13 protein-coding genes are annotated in these 18,103 nt (G+C 36.6%); 11 read left to right on the top strand and 2 right to left on the bottom strand.

Annotation, left to right across the window (positions count from 1 at the left end):
- Positions 1–185: 185 nt before the first annotated feature.
- Positions 186–920 (bottom strand): shikimate dehydrogenase, encoded by a 735-nt coding sequence (locus R3E32_22355; protein MEZ4887492.1) that lies wholly within the window; start codon positions 918–920, stop codon positions 186–188.
- 281 nt (positions 921–1,201) lie between these two features.
- On the opposite strand from R3E32_22355, the gene R3E32_22360 reads away from it, so the two are divergent.
- The 9 genes from R3E32_22360 (at position 1,202) to R3E32_22400 (ending at position 14,607) form a co-directional block, all read left to right on the top strand.
- Positions 1,202–3,433 (top strand): BamA/TamA family outer membrane protein, encoded by a 2,232-nt coding sequence (locus R3E32_22360; GenBank protein MEZ4887493.1) that lies wholly within the window; start codon positions 1,202–1,204, stop codon positions 3,431–3,433.
- Between the two features lie 24 nt (positions 3,434–3,457).
- Positions 3,458–3,802 carry a hypothetical protein gene (locus R3E32_22365; protein MEZ4887494.1) on the top strand — a complete coding sequence of 115 codons (345 nt, stop codon included), beginning with the start codon at positions 3,458–3,460 and terminating at the stop codon, positions 3,800–3,802.
- A 483-nt stretch (positions 3,803–4,285) separates the two neighbouring features.
- On the top strand, positions 4,286–4,936 hold the full coding sequence (locus tag R3E32_22370; GenBank protein MEZ4887495.1) for a calcium-binding EGF-like domain-containing protein: 651 nt from the start codon (positions 4,286–4,288) through the stop codon (positions 4,934–4,936).
- A gap of 31 nt (positions 4,937–4,967) precedes the next feature.
- Positions 4,968–5,924 carry a hypothetical protein gene (locus R3E32_22375; GenBank protein MEZ4887496.1) on the top strand — a complete coding sequence of 319 codons (957 nt, stop codon included), beginning with the start codon at positions 4,968–4,970 and terminating at the stop codon, positions 5,922–5,924.
- Between the two features lie 400 nt (positions 5,925–6,324).
- A complete protein-coding gene (locus R3E32_22380) occupies positions 6,325–10,176 on the top strand; it encodes a T9SS type A sorting domain-containing protein (protein ID MEZ4887497.1) in 3,852 nt (1,283 codons plus the stop codon).
- A 264-nt stretch (positions 10,177–10,440) separates the two neighbouring features.
- On the top strand, positions 10,441–11,766 hold the full coding sequence (locus tag R3E32_22385; protein MEZ4887498.1) for a T9SS type A sorting domain-containing protein: 1,326 nt from the start codon (positions 10,441–10,443) through the stop codon (positions 11,764–11,766).
- Positions 11,767–11,857: 91 nt separating this feature from the next.
- The gene (locus tag R3E32_22390) at positions 11,858–12,343 is read left to right on the top strand and encodes a T9SS type A sorting domain-containing protein (protein ID MEZ4887499.1); all 486 of its coding nucleotides are present in this window, start codon (positions 11,858–11,860) and stop codon (positions 12,341–12,343) included.
- 66 nt (positions 12,344–12,409) lie between these two features.
- Positions 12,410–13,894 (top strand): T9SS type A sorting domain-containing protein, encoded by a 1,485-nt coding sequence (locus tag R3E32_22395; protein MEZ4887500.1) that lies wholly within the window; start codon positions 12,410–12,412, stop codon positions 13,892–13,894.
- Positions 13,895–14,112: 218 nt separating this feature from the next.
- Positions 14,113–14,607 carry a DUF6515 family protein gene (locus R3E32_22400; protein ID MEZ4887501.1) on the top strand — a complete coding sequence of 165 codons (495 nt, stop codon included), beginning with the start codon at positions 14,113–14,115 and terminating at the stop codon, positions 14,605–14,607.
- A 110-nt stretch (positions 14,608–14,717) separates the two neighbouring features.
- On the opposite strand, the gene R3E32_22405 is transcribed toward R3E32_22400, so the two are convergent.
- Positions 14,718–16,490 carry an ABC transporter ATP-binding protein gene (locus tag R3E32_22405; protein MEZ4887502.1) on the bottom strand — a complete coding sequence of 591 codons (1,773 nt, stop codon included), beginning with the start codon at positions 16,488–16,490 and terminating at the stop codon, positions 14,718–14,720.
- Between the two features lie 255 nt (positions 16,491–16,745).
- Between R3E32_22405 and R3E32_22410 the strand changes: the two genes are divergently transcribed.
- Positions 16,746–17,099 carry a helix-turn-helix domain-containing protein gene (locus tag R3E32_22410; GenBank protein ID MEZ4887503.1) on the top strand — a complete coding sequence of 118 codons (354 nt, stop codon included), beginning with the start codon at positions 16,746–16,748 and terminating at the stop codon, positions 17,097–17,099.
- A gap of 36 nt (positions 17,100–17,135) precedes the next feature.
- Positions 17,136–17,936: an IS630 family transposase gene (locus tag R3E32_22415; protein MEZ4887504.1), complete on the top strand. Its 801-nt coding sequence runs from the start codon at positions 17,136–17,138 to the stop codon at positions 17,934–17,936.
- The last annotated feature ends 167 nt before the right edge of the window (positions 17,937–18,103 follow it).

The raw sequence follows: 18,103 nt of genomic DNA on the forward strand, positions 1-18,103 counted from the left end.
GATTATTTTTCAGCCATATTAAAAATAATTTCTACTATTTATTTTTTGATTATTATGGTTTAAACTCCTTAACAATTAGTTATAAAATAGTTTTTTGTATGACGTTTTTATGACACATTCCTTTTTTAGGAGCGCAAAGTTAGGGAAATATTTTTTTGTATAAAAAATTTACTTAGAAAACTTGACTATATGTTCCATAATTCCCACGATTTTTCTGCTTGAAGATAAAGCATTTCCATCCCATTTTTGAAGGCTGCACCTTTTAGCTTTCCTTTAATTAGAAAAATTGTTTTTTCGGGATTGTAAATCAAATCAAAAAATAAATGTTTTGGGCTTGCATATTGATAAGGAATGTCTGGAAAATCGTTTATGTTGGGTGACATTCCGAGAGGTGTTGTATGAATGATTAGGTGGTGGGTATTCATTATTTCTTCGTCTATTTCATCGTACTTCAATTGGTTTGCAGATGGATTTCGAGATACTAAGCGATAGGTGATACCTAGTCTTTTCAGTACATAGGTTACTGCTTTAGATGCTCCTCCTGTTCCGAGTACCAATGCTTTTTGGTGGTGTGGTTTCAATAGGGGCTGTAAGGAGGTTTCAAAACCATATGCATCTGTATTGAAGCCTATTTTTTTACCATCTTTGTCAATCCGAATAGTGTTAACTGCGCCTATGGCCTGTGCTTCGTTGCTAATTTCATCTAAAAAAGGAATTACGGCTTCTTTATAGGGAATGGTTACGTTTAGACCTTTTAAATAGGGGGTTTTATGAATTAAATTTTTTATTTCTGTTATATTTTGTAGAGGATAAGCATTGTAGCTTGCATCTTCAATTTCTTCTCTAAAGAACTTTTCATTGAAGTAGGTGGGCGAAAAAGTGTGGGATAATGGATATCCAATGAGTCCAAAAGTACGCATAGATGAATGTTTTAATGCTATTGTGTAGAAATGTGCTGCAAAGGTAATAAGGAAATCAAATAGTTAACCTAAGAGCCTTTGAAGCGTTGTTTATTTGAAGTTTATTTTCGAATTTTATTATTTTAGCCATTATGCGAAAGCCTTATTATAATTACTTGTTTTTAATTATTTTATATAGTTTATCAGTTGCTTTTTTTAGTAGTTGTACTGGATTGAAAACTTTGGGTGAGGGCGATGTACTTCACAATTCAACAAGTATTGTTTTCGATAGTACAGAGGTGATGAATAAAAAAATAAAGTTGAGCGATGACTTATATTTGCTTTCTCGTCCTATTCCTAATAGAAAGTTTTTAATTTTTCGCCCTAATTTGGCTTTTTATCATTTTGCTAGTAAATCTAAAAAGGAAAAAGGGTTTAGAGCGTGGCTCAAAAATCGATTTGGAGAAGCTCCTACGCTTTATGATACCTCTAAACTTCAGATTTCGACGATAAAAATGGAGAAGTACCTTAAAGATCAAGGCTATTTTGGCTCAAAAGTATCTCATGTTAGCACTTTTAAAAGAGATAGTACGCTGGCAGATGTTGTTTACCATGTTGAAAGTAATGGACAATATGTAATCAGTGAGGTAGAATTTCCAATTGCCGAAACGGGTGTGGGAAAAGTTGTGAAAGACAAAAGATCTTCTAGTGCATTGAAACTTGAGGAGCCTTATCAACTGTCCAATATAGTAGAGGAACGCAATCGGCTGACTTATGATATTAGAAATGCAGGCTATTATGATTTCAATAAAAATTATGTTTTTTTTGAAGTCGACAGTACATTGGGAGATTTGAATACAAAAATAAAAGTGAACATTGCTGAACCTTCCGACTCTACACAACACTACGATTATATCTACAATGATATTTTTGTGTTTCCCAATTATACTTTGGATAAGATGATTCCTCCCAGCGAAAACGATACTTTGTTGTATCGCTATTTTACATTTATCAATTCTAAAAACAATATCCAACCCAAACCGATTGACAAAAATACGCTTCTGAAGAAAGGGGTGTTATTTGCTCAAAAATCCCATGACTTTACGGTTAATCGCTTGATGTCTTTGGGGATTTTTAAGTTTATAAACATTAAGTATGAGCCTTTTGTGGATAGTATCACTGGACAGCATTATTTGGATAGTTACCTATATCTTACTCCAAGTGTTTGGCGACAATTGGGAGCAGATTTTGAAGTGAGTCATAAAAATGGTGTTGGAGATTTCTTAGGGATTTCTGGTAAATTTTCTTATACTAATAAAAATACTTTTCGTGGAGCAGAACGATTGGAACTGAGTTTGACGGGTGGTTTAGAAACACAATTGCAGGGTAAAGGAGGCTTGATTAACATTATTGACCTCAATCCTGCATTGGATTTGACTTTTCCGTGGTTTATCACACCTTTTAAGATTAAAAGCCCTTCGCAATACTACATCCCTTATACCCACTTAAATATCAATTACAATCTACAAAAACGACTGAATTTTTATAATTATAATGCTGCCAATATCAGTTTTGGATATAAATGGCAAGATAGCCCTAAAACTTGGCATGAAATCAACCCTATTGTGCTGTCATTGGTAGATTTGTCTAATACACAACCTGCATTTGACTCTCTTTTACTTGCCAATCCCCGCCTAAAAACGAGCTTTCAAGATATTGTTATCATGGGTTTGAACTACACCCATACCTACTCCAATCCCAGTTACAATGGCTCTGGAAACCTGCTTTATCACCGAATTACGGGCGATGTTTCTGGTAATTTGTTTAGGTTACTTGCAGGATTATTCAATAAAAATGGCACAAAACCTTATGAGTTTCTCAATGTGCCTGTCACGCAGTATGCTCGAATTGACGGTGATGTGAGATTTTTTAGAAATTTCTCAACGGGCAGTGTACTCGCCACTCGATTTGTTGGAGGAATAGGTGTTCCTTATAGCAATTCGGAAGTACTACCCTATATCAAGCAGTTTTTTATTGGTGGTACCAATAGCATTAGGGCTTATCGCTTTAGAACTTTGGGACCAGGAAGTTACATAAATACTGATGAAACTGCCAACAATCAAGTTGGCTTTTTTGACCAAGCGGGAGACATAAAATTGGAAATGAACATAGAGTACCGCTTTGACATGTTTTCATTTTTTAAAGGAGCATTTTTTGTAGATGCAGGAAATATCTGGCTGCTTGATTATGATCCAAATCGGCCAGGAGGCTGGATAAAGGAATCGAATCCCGACAATCCCTCCAAAGGGCAATTGAAGTTGGATAAAATACTGGATGAAATAGCCATTGGAGCAGGTTTTGGCTTACGACTGGATTTTGATTTTTTCTTGATTCGTTTTGACTTAGCAACACCTATTCATAGCCCTTTTCTACCCAAAGGAGAGCGTTGGACTTTTAAGGATTTTCGACCGCTATCCTCACAGTGGCGAAAAGACAACCTTCGTTTGAGTTTGGCCATTGGTTATCCGTTTTGATTTTAAACCTCAATTTTTTATATTTTGGATATTCAACAAACAACTACCCTAATTTGCAAGGATTTTGAACTTGATCTCCCTTTTGGCGAGCAGAATTATTCGTATGAAGAACTCCGCAATTGGTTAGCAGAAGTGATTGCGCTATGGATTGACAAGAATATGGAACATTTGCTATGGGTTTTGTACCGCTTAGATATTTCTGAGGAAAAAGCTGTGGAAGCATTTTCTTCAATGACATCTCCCAGTTTGGCATTGGCTGATTTGGTGATAGCTCGTGAACTACAAAAAATTAGTACCCGACAAAAATACAAGGAGTGGCAAGTGAATCAAGCTGATAGAGATGAAATAAATGATGTGGAGAGTTGGTAACAGAATGCATTAAAAAACCCCCACAGAAATCACGTGAAGTGATTAGTCTGAGGAGGTCAAAACTAATTATGAAAATAAGAAAAAGCGCCTAATTTTGGAATTGATTTCAACTATATTGAAATACAATTTCATTTATTAGAGTAGTTGTGTTATTTATTATGGATTAAACAACACATCTAAACTGACAAAAATAATGCCAAGCAATGTAGGCATGTTTTTTTATCAGTGAATGCAAAAATAAGATTTTTTTGTAGAAACCTACAAGATTCTGTATTTATTTTTTTGTGGCTTAAATTGAAACTGCAAAAAGTTATGGCATTTTGGAAGATTTTAAAGCCATTATTTCTCTACTTCAAACACTACAAAGACCCTATTGTTCTCAAAGCAACGCTTTTTTATAAACACACGTTGCTTTTAACCAATCGTTTTCTCAAAAAAAATCCCAATCTTTGCACCCTCAATTTGCAAAAACAATAAACATAGATGAAGCAAGCAACAATAACAGGTTTTATAGTAGTTTTTGGTTTTCTGTTTTTAGTAATGACCTCCGTCACCTCCTGCAAAAAGAACGACCAAGATGCCTGTGGTTTGACCTGTGAGAATGGTGGGATATGTGTAATCGACACCATCAATGGTAATTACTGCGACTGCGCCTTTGGTTATTTGGGCGATAACTGCGAAACGTTTGACTTATGTTCATCTCTCGACTGTGAAGCAGGCGGAGGTACGTGTGTATCAGATGGCAAAGGTGGTTTTGTGTGTGATTGCCCCAATGGTTTCGAAGGGGATTGCACTACTGAAATACGTGACAAATATATTGGCGAATTCAAGACAAAGGATATATGTTCGATTGGAGGCAATTATAGCTATACTGTTACCGTTGTTCCTATTGAAGGAGAACTCATGAAGGTGCGCTTTGAAAACTTTGGAGGCTTACTCTCCAGTGTGACTGCCAACCTAAAGGCTAAAAACCGATTTGAGATTCCGAACCAAAATGACGGTACTGGCAGGTTTTTTGAAAGCATTGGAGATGGAGTCATTGGTACGGTTACACACACCATGAACCTCAATTATAAAGTGACCTTCGATGATGGTTCTTTTGAAACCTGCGAATTGAGTTTAGAACAAAAATAACATGCAAATTACGCCAAATAACACATTCACTTTGAATTTTTTATCCAAATTTTCAGTTACCTGTTTCCTGTTTGCTGCTCTGGTTTTGGGCTTCGCATCCTGCAATAGAGAAAATCCTTGTGATGTACAAGTCTGTGCCAATGGAGAATGTATATTAGCCATAGATTCAGTGGCTACGATAGAAGGAGCGAATATTCAAATAAGCGATACGTTAACCCAAGCCATCCGAATTTTGGAGGAGGCAGGCACAGTAGTTCATCAAAATACAACGCTTACCTTAGCCCGTACAGTATTGATTGCTCCCAATTTAGAAATCTCCAGAACAACCCACATTGCCAATTCCGATGCGGTTATCAATCTATTCACTTACACTGCCTGCGACTGTTTCACAGGTTGGGACGGTGTGAAATGCGACATTCCTGCACCTTGTGACGGACGCAACTGCTTGAATGGGGGTATAGCATTAGAAATTGACGAAGCGACCTGCCGATGTGATTGTCCATTGGGTTTCACAGGTGACTTGTGCGAAACGGAAGATAAATGTGCTTTGATTACTTGCTCCAACAACAGTCATTGTGAAATCAACGAAGGAACAGGTGAGGCAGAATGTGTTTGTGATGCAGGCTACGATTTTCCGTGCAGTGTGCAAACCCGCCAAAAGTTTTTGGGTACTTACAATGTGACTTTGGACAGTTGCAGTTCTGTTCGTTCCCCACTTTCCATTCCTCCTTATACACTTGTGGTTGAAAAAAACAATGACAATGTTGAACAAATCGTTTTCAACAGCTTCAATAGTTTTGGGCCTATTGCAGCAACAGTCTTCACCAACAATACCGTTAGTGTTCAAGATACAACTGCTCAAATGGACATTCTTTCCTCGATTGAAGGTTCTTTTAACACCACAACCAAAACCATCAATTTGTTGCTCTTGGTGAAGTATGCCAATGGTGCGGTAGATACTTGTAAGGTGGTGATGAAACGGCAGTGAGGTTTTTATGAGATTTGATTTTGTGAAGTGTTCGATACAAAATCTGCTGCTGCTGCTTTCGATCCAAAACTCTCTATTTTCTTACACAATGCTTAGTTTTCCAGTTGTATTTCTGTGTCAATTCGTTTGTCAATAAAATATTTCTAAATGTCTAACAATTAGTGTATTGGAATGCTTTCTTGTTGAACTTAATTACTATAACACTCAAAAACTGTGTCAACTTCTTGGTTTTTTGTCCTTTGGATTGTGACTGCAATGGGTGAGATTTGGAAGGTATAAGGTAATTGTCTGTAAATAAATGTGATACAGCAATTATTTCAAATATTTATTTTTTCTAATTTTAAACTCATTTTACAATGAAACAAGCCCACTTTTCTTCTTTGAAGGCATTTTATATATTATGCCCCCCCCTATGTGTTTGGTAGATAGATTTTCTGTTCTTCGTTTTTTTGTTTTGCTCTTTTTTGTCTTTTCTGGTTTGGGAGAGGTGAAGGGGCAGAATGTGATTAATATTTATTATCCTGATGAATATTTGAATGAAAGTTCTGAAAAACTACTTGATAAACCAGGTGCTTATAGTGGTGAATATCAGGTTTTTGCCGATTTATTGAGCGAGCATTGGGGACCAATTTTGAATGGTGCTAATGGTGGAAATTATCGTATGCTTCATACTATAGAGATGGTATCTTACCCATTTTTTCCTGTAACAGATGGTACAAATAATAGGAAATTAACTACAATTCCTGATGAATTTTATATTACAAGTGAAAATAATGCTAATATTGATGATTATTCAAGATGGGAAAATACTAACTGGTTATCTGATTATAATGTAGATTTTGTTTGGAATCGTACACGTACAGGTGTAAATGAAATAAAAAAAACGATAGCAAGTATTTTTTTTAATGGTGGTCAAGTCAGTACTAATGGCGTTAATGATGGAAGAACTATACTTCCACATTCTGCGTTTAAGCATACTTTTCATCTACTTTATTGCGGAACGAGTAATCTTGAAACTCCTATTGACTCATACTCTTTTATAATTGACCTTACAAGAGGTAAAATGACAGAATATCCTTTTTCAGAGCAAAACTATGTCCAGACAAATGAAGGGCAACATGATGTTTTTATTTACCCTTTTATTGAATTAAGCAATAGTTTTGAGGCTACAGATAACCCTCCATTTCATACAATTGACTATTTCCCTGTAACTGATGTAGTTCCTTATCCAATAGAAGGTTTTGATGATTGTGATGAATATGTTAGTTTCAAGTTTTACCCTGAAATTGGTGAAGCAATTAATAATCCAAGTACCAATCCTGTTGATTATTTACACCCTTCACCTTTTTCATTGATAGGATTTCATATTCAAGGTTCGGCAGGTGCTTATCCGATAGGTTTGAAATCGACAGGATTTCCCTCTACTTATGAAGAGCAACATGGTATTGAACACGAATATGAGATCAACGAAAATTTAGACCTCACTTTAATCAATCCCGAAGAGAAGATTATCTACAACCCTTCTATGGTTCGTATTACTGCAACTGATTTGGTATTTCCTTCAAATTACAAATTTATGACCGTTAGACAGAACTATGCTACAAGGACGCAAACAGAAGCTGAGGCTAGTGAATCAACTTTATGTGATATGCTCAATTTAGAACACTTGGATTTAAGAGATGTTCCTGTTCCAACAGATTTACAAGATTATGTAAGTTATGAATGGACTACGGGCGGCACCACCACCACAATAGACGCTCCCTCTTTCTATATTCTTGAAGATAATAGCAAACTGACTATAGAGTCTTGTGTTCAAATTTTTGATGCTGTTTTTATTGTGAAATACGGAGGAGAATTACATTATGATGCTACGCAGACTTATGGAAACTTTCAAATAATGGCAGAAAATGGAGGAACTATTTTTAATGAATTGATAACTGGGAATAAAAGCTGCCATGATTGTAGGTGCATGAACGAGTTTAACCATGACAATGGACTGGAAATAGGAAATGGCAAAATAGTAGATTGGACTTCAGGTATGCATATTCAAGGGCAAATTGTAGTTCGAAATGGCGGGAAGTTGACTATTAATGATGCACATATAGAGTTTGCCGATACAGATATAGTAGGAACTCCTACAGGGATTACAGTAGAAGCAGGTGGAACTCTGGAAATCTACAATAGTCGACTTACTTCTTTGTTGGGCAGATACTGTGGAAATGGTACTCAAATGTGGGATGGAATTAGACTCGTAGGAACTGGCGACGGGGCAAAAGATTTCGATGCTACCTTGATTGTAGAGAATAGTTATATTGAGAATGCTCGAACTGCTATTGAAACACAGGGATATAAATACAGCAATATAAATGGGCAGATATGGGAAAGTGGTGGAGAGGTGATTGCTACCAATGTTAAGTTTCTGAATAACCATATCTCTTTTTACGGCAGTAGTTTCAATCCCAATTTTGAATTTGTGAGTTGTATATTTGACCAAACAGTACCAACGACTAATTTATTCGCTCATGCAGTATTTTTTGGGATAAGCAAAGGAACTTTCAAAAGTTGTCGTTTTGCTAATCAAATCAGCAATCAATTTGACATAGAAGATAGAGGAATAGGGATTTTTGCTGTCCATACACAAGTTGAAGTGAGCGAACTAAATGACGGTGAACTTCCCAATGCCATCAATCAAAATTCTATATTTGAAAACCTTTACAAAGGCATAGATCACTATGGTTTTTTGACTACTACCTACTTAGATGTAAGTAATACTGATTTTTCCAATGTACTGAGAGGCATTACTATGAACAGTTCACAGAATGATAAAATTATTAACAATCGTTTTGATATGGGAACAAATATATTAGAACAATTACCCCGAGATGGAAGTGGCGAAATTACTCCCCCTATTCTTACTTATGGTGTTTATGCTTTTGATGCTCAATCTTATGAGATAGAGAAAAATAGCTTTGATTTGAAAGTACTAAATGATGGAACTCTTTTTCCTAGCGAAATTACTGACTACAAAAATAGTTTTTCGGCTTACGGAATCATAGGAAGAAACAGTACAATTCAAGGCGGATTTATATATGATAATAACTTTGAAGAGTTGGATTATGGGATTCAAACAGAGGAGGATAATCAGTCAATAGAAATCACCTGCAATGAACACAGTAATTTGAATAAACAAGCATGGTACATCAATCCTACAGGGGGGAATCCTCAAATTAACGATTTATTTGCCGATCAAGGCAGTGGCTGTGCGGGAGACTTCGCTGTAAACCCAGCGGGTAATATTTTCTACTCAAATTGCCCTTCTACCTCCAATTCCAGCAAGGACATAAAAGTAGGTGTGATAGAATTATCTGAACTTCAACTGATGAACGGAGGTTTTACCTATTGGCCCAACGGCGGCCCTAATACAATTGAATATCCTGATTGTTATTCTGGTGCAATAAAAGTTGAGGGTCAATGTGATCCAGGTAATAGAAATATATTCTGCCCAGAAGCAGATTTAACATTGAAAGTCAATGCTTGGATGAGTAGTTATACACCTATTGAAATCGCTAACCTAATAGAAACAGGCAATTACTCATCTGTAGAACAAACTCAACTTACTTTCTCGACTATTAGCCTTTATCAAAAGGCGAATCAAACTCAAAAAATAACAAATTTTGTCGATGCTTTATCGAGTGACCAAGCACTTGATTTTGCTATGAAGCACTATTTATCTATAGGAAACGGGATAATAGCACAAAATAAGCTAAATGAAATGGACATTCGCAGTTTATACGATAGTGACTACATCGATTTCTATCAATTATTGATTGATTTGAAAGGGAATAATCGCTACTACAATGAACTGACTCCTACAGAACAACAACTTGTTGAAAGTATTGCCAACTCCAACAGTTATGCAAGTGTACGGGCACAATCTTTATTGACAATATTGAACCTAACACCTTATGAAAGAACACCTTTGGTTGCAGTCAATCACAGTGAGAAGAAAGCAAATAGTGGATATAGTGAATTACAGGTATATCCCAACCCCTCACAAAATCAATTTGCTATTGATGTGAGAGAAGATAATGCCTATTTGTCTGTTTACAAAATGAATGGAATTATAGTGACATCTATGGTGCTAAACAAAGGAAAACATAATATTGCTTTGGATCTACCAATGGGTACTTATATTGTTTCTGTAAAAACAGATAGAATCCTTAAAAGCAGTAAAATAATAGTCGCTCATTAGAATATACTTTTCATACATAATGTAGGGGTAGTTCTAATTAACAACCCCTACATTTAAATTAAAAATATACAAATGGTTTTAATTAGAATCATACTAATATATTCTTTTCTTTTTTCCACTCTTAGTTTTGGTCAAATATATTTCAATAAGAATTTTGACTATCAAATGCAATCAGAATTAATAGCAAAAATAGCAGTAAATAATAAATCATATATAAATATAGGTTTAGTAAATTCTAATCAGGGAAATAGCATTCAGATTCTAATGATAGATGAGTATGGCATTACACAACAAATCAAATTACACAATGAAAATCAACAAAAATATAGCGATATAGATATGATAGCTTCTCAATACGACATTACTGTATTAATGGGAACTAAACGTTACAATTCTGATAGCACTCAACAACAATTAACTAAATTTAATCATGATGGAGATATTCTTTGGACTCATAAGTATGGAACATTTAATAAGAGAAGTGTACCCAAAAGGATTATCAATACATCAAATGGCGGATTTTTAATTGTGGGATACACCGATAATTTTCCAACTCTAAATGGACTAGGTTATGTAGTAAGGACAGATAGTATAGGTACTTTATTATGGGAACAAACTTATGGAGATTTAGATAGTCTAGAAGCCATATTTGATGCTATAGAAATGGAAGATAAAAATTATTTATTATTAGGGCTACAATCAGATGGAGACAATAATGCAGAATTTGGTCAAAATCAGGATATTTGGCTAATAAAAATTGACCAAAATGGGGAGATACTTTGGCAGAAAAAGCATGGTTCTCCTTATTATGATGAAGTTTATGATATACAAAAAGTAGAAGGAGGCTATGTGATGGCTGGAGTTACCTTTGAAGGTCACTTATTGAAGGAGGAAGCAATTGGCTATGTAGCGAAGATAGATGAGGAAGGGAACATATTGTGGGAAAAAAAATATGCAGGAATTTCCTATACTGGGAAACATTGGGGAGATTCCTTTCGAGAAGTACGGGAATTATCAGATGGTAGTCTGATGGTAATGGGCATTTCTCGAAATTACAATGAGTTTTTTTCGCCTATGGGGATTTTGGTAAAATTAACTGCTGAAGGAGACAGTTTGTGGACAAAAGCCTATCACAACAATGTGTCCAATCACTATTTTTGGGATTTTGAGCCTACGGAAGATGGAGGTTTCGTCATGTGTGGATGGGCAAATTATGGCGTAGAAAGCGGCACGCAAGACGGTTGGGTTCTCAAAGTTGACAGCCTCGGCAACACCTGTCAGCCCGCCAATTGCGACAGTATTTTCACCACTTCTATCCATTACGACATCACCACACATTACCCGACTCAATTTTATCCAAATCCCGCCCAAAACCGAGTCACTTTTCAGCACCGACTGCCCAAAGGGAAAGAGTCGGTTTTGGAGGTGTACGATTTGAAGGGAGGAGAAGTGGGAGATTGGGTATTGGATATTGATATTGATAATGGAGAATTGGAGTTGGATTTGAAGGATTGGGAAAGTGGTTTGTACTTGTATCGGGTTAGGCTTGAAAGAGAAGAAGTGAGTAGTGGGAAGTTGATGGTGGAGTGAGTAGAAATTTCGGCGACACCTCAAAGGTTCGCCGACAATTGGAACGGGGGTATTTGAACAAGAACTTTTAGATGAAAAGGAACTCAATGCCTTGCACGGAGGCAGTGTTTACGATGCTTCCTACCTCCAATTTTATCAGTTGCTGATTGATGTGCGAGCAAGTGGTCGAAAATATACGGAATTGACTACTACAGAACTACAAACTGTAGAGAATATTACACAAGCAAATGCCTATGGTAGTGTATATGCGCAAAGCCTGCTCGCAATGTTGAATCAGACTATAGTTGATAGAATACCACATAAAGAAAGCACTCAAAGTAATAAAAGTGCTGCCATCAATGAATTGCAGTCTATGGTACAAATTTATCCCAATCCAACGAATAATACCGTTACCATAGAATCGGCTGTAAAAGTAGCAAAACTAAGCGTTTACAATATCACTGGTCAATTTATGGAACAACGAGACTTGGTAGAAGGAAAAAATGATTTGAAAATGGATTTTCCAAATGGTACTTATTTTTTCCAAATCCAATCCGAACAGCAAATGATTACCCACAAGGTAGTTATTGCCCAATAATTTTATTCATTCAAGAATCCTCAAAATCATTTTTTGGTTTTGAGGATTTTTTATAATTATTTGTACATGAAACATATTCTATTTTTTATATTATTCTCTCAAATCCTTTTGGGACAAGAAACTTACTTCAATAAATATTATGATGTTGAAAACGGTCGTCAAACAGTAAAGTCATTGGTAGCTTTTGAGGATGCATACTTTATTTTGGGGATAAATAGAGTTAATGGTGATGAGAATAAATATGCGATATGGGAAATTGATGAAATAGGTAACGTTGTAAATCTGAATGAGTATGGAACAAGTAATCATGTTTATTTAGAAGGACATCTAATAAGTGTGCATAACAAATTATTTGTTTTTTTTAGTCAGTTTGATACTCTTTTAAATAGTAAATATTTTTTGGCAAGTATTGATAAAAAAGGGAAACTTTTATGGGAACAAACTTATGATTTAGGAGAGTTTAATGAGGGTTCACGAAAATTAACGGCTACAAAGGATAATGGCTTTATTATGACAGGTTTTTCAACAAGTTTTCCCAATGAGTTAGGGCAAGCATTTTGTGTAAAAACTGATAGTATAGGCAATATGGAGTGGCAAAAAGATTATGGGAAATTAGATGGACATGACCAAGGTAATGAGATTATTCAAACAGAAGATGGAGCTTATTTGGTACTGGCATGGACTTCAAAAGAATTTAGCAATCGAGATGTATGGTTATTTAAAATAGATAGTTTGGGCAATATGTTGTGGGAGAAGAAATACGGTGGTTTTTATTTTGAAGAATGTACTGATATATTGGAGGTGGAGGATGGTTATGTGTTGGTGGGCTATCAATATCAGTCACCTATGCTGGATGAAGGTTCACGAGCTTATATTTTGAAGATAGACAAGGAAGGGAATCTATTGTGGGAGAAAACCTATACAGGCGTTTCGGAATATTATGGCACTCGACTGGACGATATTTTTCGAGAAGTGCGAGAATTGGAGGATGGAAGTCTAGCAGTAATTGGTCATTCTCGCAATTACAATGAATTGGAGCGTTTTTCGGGTACATTGATGAAATTAACTGCAGAAGGTGATAGTTTGTGGACGAAGATTTACCATAATAATTCTTCAAATCATTATTTATGGGATTTTGAAGTAACAGAGGACAATGGATTTGTCATGTGTGGGTGGAGTAAAGGCGTAGAAAGTGGCACACAAGACGGTTGGGTATTGAAGTTAGACAGCCTCGGCAACACCTGTCAGCCCGCCAATTGCGACAGCATTTTCACCACTTCAATCCACTACGACATCACCACACATTACCCGACCCAATTTTATCCCAATCCCGCCCAAAATAGAGTTACTTTTCAGCATCGACTGCCCAAAGGGAAAGAGGCGGTTTTGGAGGTGTATGATTTGAAGGGGAGGATAATGGGATATTGGGTATTAGATATTGGTGATGGAGAGTTGGTATTGGATATTGAAGGATGGGGTAGTGGATTGTATTTGTATCGGGTGAGCGTTGAAGAGAAGGAAGTGAGTAGCGGGAAATTGGTGGTGGAGTGAGTTTAACATGTATTTCATATTAAATAACTTAGAGAACAAAAATATTTTAATGTGAACTTTTCAACACTCCATTTGTTTAAAATACATCCATCTTCTTCAAAAAAATAACAGCAGAGGATGGAATAAATCAGACTTGCTCAGTTGTCTAAAGAGCACAACCCACTCACCTAAAATAAAAATAGAAACCCGTTTTAATTTCACAATTAAAATTGTTACCCATGAAGAATTTCCTTTTATTTTCAGTCCCCTTATTTGTGGCTGCAATGTTGTTTTCAGTTCCTACTTTCGCTCAAAAAAAACATGACCACAAACACAAGAAAGTGCATATAGAGCATCCCCACAAGTCGAAAAAAGCCGATAAACACGTTGTTGTTCAAAAAAACTACAACAATACACGAATCGTCAATCACAACCATACCACTATAGTGACTCCATCAAACAGCAAACACCTCAAAGTATTGCCTGCGGGTCATACCAAGGTTGTGATAGGAGGCGTTCCTTACTATCGCTATTCTAATAACTACTACCAATGGTATCCTAATTTGGGCGTTTACCAAGTTACCCGTTCGCCGATAGGTACTGTTGTAACCAATATTCCATCCGGGTATAGAGTGGTACAATACAATGGTGCAAAACATTATTTTGTAAACGGCGTGTATTATCGCCCCGAAATTCGAAATGGTTCACCAGTCTATATGATTGTCAATTTTTAACAGAAGGCGGTCTAAAAAATCCTAATATTGATGCAGATATAAGAGAAAAGGCTTCAAAAGTTAAATACTTTTGAAGCCTTTTTATTTTTGTAAATTTTACTGCCTTCAAATTACAATGCCTCAGCTGCGGCAAATTGCGTATCGTGCAATTCTCGATAATGTCCACCAAGTGCCAATAACTCCTCGTGTGTACCGATTTCTACAATTTGCCCTTTGTTGAGTACCATGATTTTATCCGCATTTTTAATGGTTGATAGACGGTGAGCAATGACAATAGAAGTCCGTCCCTTTATGAGTTTTTCTATAGCACTTTGGACGAGCCATTCCGTTTCGGTATCAATCGAAGAAGTCGCTTCATCGAGAATCAAAATGCGGGGGTCAAATACCAAAGCACGAATAAAGGAAATCAATTGACGCTGCCCCAAGGAAAGCGTTGCACCTCTTTCCATCACATTGTAGTCGTATTGATTGGGCAGCCTTTCGATGAACTCATTTGCCCCAACAATGTTTGCAGCCTCATACACCTGCTCAGGGGTGATTTCTGGGCTTCTAAGGCTAATATTGTCATAGACCGAACCCGAAAACAGGAATACATCTTGCAGCACCAAACCAATGTTTTTGCGGAGAGAATGAAGATCATAGTCCTCTACTTTTACCCCATCAATCTTGATAGTGCCTTTTTGAATGTCGTAAAAACGGTTGAGAATATTGATGATAGAAGATTTTCCCGCTCCCGTTGGGCCCACAATCGCCAATGTTTGCCCTGCTTCAATGCTAAAACTTACGCCTCGAAGCACCATGTCTTTCTCATTGTAGGCAAACCATACATCATCAAACTCTATTTTACCTTTGACATGATCCACTTTCTTAGCCCCTTCATTTGAGATGCGTTCTTCTCCTCGATCCAGTAGCGCAAAAATGCGTTCTGAAGCCACAAGTCCCATTTGTAGGGTGTTGAATTTATCTGCCAATACCCTCAAAGGGCGAAACAACATATTGAGGTACATGATAAAAGCAATCAACACGCCCAAACTTGCCTGCCCATTTATCACCAAATTGGAGCCAAACCAAACCATCAAACCCAATGCTGCTGCCAAAATGATTTCCAATACAGGAAAGAAAATAGAATAGTACCATATAGATTCAATGTGTGCATCCCGATGCCCTGCATTGATTTTGTGGTATTTTTTCATTTCTTTTTCCTCTGCGCCAAATATCTGCACAATGCCCATGCCTGTGATGTGTTCCTGTAAAAAAGCATTGAGGCGGGCCACTTGTGTTCGGACGGATTGAAAAGAAGATTTTACTTTTTCCTTAAAAACATAAGTGCTGTAAATAATCAAAGGGAAAGGGGCAAGACACATCAAGGTCAGTTTCCAATCGGTGTAAAACATCACCCCCATCACCATCACTAGGGTCAATAAATCGGCAATAATGTTAATCAAACCCTCCGAAAAAACATCGTTGATTGTTTCTACATCGTTGATAGTGCGAGTAGTAGAAGTGCCAATTGCCGTATTGTCAAAATAACGCAATCGGAATTGAAGGATGTGGTCGAAGACCCGAACCCGAAGGTTTTTGATGACCGACTGACCGAGCCAACTGGTGAGGTAAATAAAATTGTAGCGAAGTATAGATTCCAAAATCAATACCCCAATCAATATCATTGCCATGTTTTGCAGTCCTTCTTGATTGGGAATCAGGATATAATTATCAACCGTTAGCTGAATCAAATAAGGGCTAAGAGGTGACATAATGGCCAATAAAATAGCCAATACGGTAGCCCCAAAAAAGGCTTTTTTGAAGGGGCGAGCGAGTCGTATTACCCGCATAAACAAATCCCAATCTAAGATACTACCCGTTCGTTTTGTAATTGTACTCAATCGTTTGTGTGGTTTTGGTGAGAGGTCAGTTGTTAGGGAACAGAAGTCAGGTTTGGTTTTTAAAGTGAATCTGCTCGCCTTTTACTGTTTGAAAACACACTTAAAGAAAGATTGTTCGGAGGTGAGTTGTGAACTAAGTTCTTAGCCATTCCTCTACTTTCCAAAGATAACCAAAAAACCTCCAATGACTAATTGTGATACAAAAAATAAGCGGGCAATTTGGATAAGTGCGAAGTTTATTGTATATTAATATATATGATTAAGATAACGATGAAGAACAAGAGGTTAGAACAACAACTATTAAAAGATATTATTCTACGTCACCCCAAGCCTTACATGCGAGAACGAGCAAGTGCTGTACTTCAAGTTCATGAAGGCTCATCTAGTCGGCAAGTGGCACTCAATGGTTTACTTCATCAACGCAAACCCGATACAGTATATCAATGGCTGCATCGTTATAATGATGAAGGATTCTTAGGTTTATATAATCGCCCTGGTCGAGGTCGTAAACCCAATTATGATGAAAGCCAAAAAGAGCAAATCCGAAAGCAAGTTCGCTTGATTATTCTACATGAACATGAGGAGTTTGTGAGTGCCTATCCTCGCTGAAGGTTAGAAGACCTACAAGAAGCTTGTAAGGAAATATTGCCCTACACTTCTATTTCAGGTTTACATCATGTTTTACGTGAATTTGGGATTAGCTATCAAAGAGCTCGTCCTTATATTCATTCACCAGACAGAGAATATAAGCAAAAAGAGGCTTTTTTGCATCAAATTCTGCAAAATCGCATCCCTATTCAAGAAGAAGTGTTGTTTCAAGATGAATTTACTTTCTATGCTGAGGCAAGTCTGGCTAAGGACTTTGCCCCCATAGGAAGACAACCGCTTCAACGTTGGGCTTATAAAAATAAGGATAAACGTATTTGTGCTACTATGAACGCTTTTACAGGAGAAGTACATGCAATGATTGCTCCCAAAATTGGTATAGATGCCTTTGTAGAGTTTCTACAACAGCTACAAGAACAGTATCCTAAAGCACAGACCATTTATATGGTAGTAGATAATTGTCCTGTGCATTTTCACCCCGATGTACAAGCCACTTTGCAAGAACAAATCCATGATTTTGAACTACATTTGCCGTCTTCTTGGAGAAATGTACAACCAAAAGAAAAATTCAAACAATTGGATTTGAACGTCCAAATGGTTCCTTTACCTACGTATGCATCATGGCTCAATCCGATTGAGAAACTTTGGAAATTACTCAATCAAGAGGTGATACATCTACATCGTATTCCTAATCATTTCAAAGAACTGGTTGGCAAAGTGCAAGAGTGGTTTGAGCAATTTGAAAATGCCTCTGATAGACTCTTAAGTTTTTGTGGCCTGAAAAAACCAAATAGTATCTTTGCCAAGGACATCATAATCAATAGAAATCGCTCTGGGTAAATTACCCGTTTATTTTTTGAATGGCAATAATTCCGTTCCACTTTAATTCACTACGTGTTATTTAATGCCAAAGCTACATACTCTTTCATAATAATGTCCTTCACTAAATTGGTATTGAAAAAATCCATCAATACTAAATACCATTTAAGTACCTAACCAGATTTAAA

Source organism: Chitinophagales bacterium (assembly GCA_041392475.1).
Classification (GTDB): Bacteria; Bacteroidota; Bacteroidia; order Chitinophagales; family UBA2359; genus JAUHXA01.

Excerpts from the sequence above, each read along its gene's own strand:
- R3E32_22355 (MEZ4887492.1), bottom strand. The coding sequence starts at position 920 with ATGCGTACTTTTGGACTCATTGGATATCCATTATCCCACACTTTTTCG.
- R3E32_22360 (MEZ4887493.1), top strand. The coding sequence starts at position 1,202 with ATGAATAAAAAAATAAAGTTGAGCGATGACTTATATTTGCTTTCTCGT.
- R3E32_22370 (MEZ4887495.1), top strand. The coding sequence starts at position 4,286 with ATGAAGCAAGCAACAATAACAGGTTTTATAGTAGTTTTTGGTTTTCTG.
- R3E32_22380 (MEZ4887497.1), top strand. The coding sequence starts at position 6,325 with ATGCCCCCCCCTATGTGTTTGGTAGATAGATTTTCTGTTCTTCGTTTT.
- R3E32_22385 (MEZ4887498.1), top strand. The coding sequence starts at position 10,441 with ATGATAGATGAGTATGGCATTACACAACAAATCAAATTACACAATGAA.
- R3E32_22395 (MEZ4887500.1), top strand. The coding sequence starts at position 12,410 with ATGAAACATATTCTATTTTTTATATTATTCTCTCAAATCCTTTTGGGA.
- R3E32_22400 (MEZ4887501.1), top strand. The coding sequence starts at position 14,113 with ATGAAGAATTTCCTTTTATTTTCAGTCCCCTTATTTGTGGCTGCAATG.
- R3E32_22410 (MEZ4887503.1), top strand. The coding sequence starts at position 16,746 with ATGATTAAGATAACGATGAAGAACAAGAGGTTAGAACAACAACTATTA.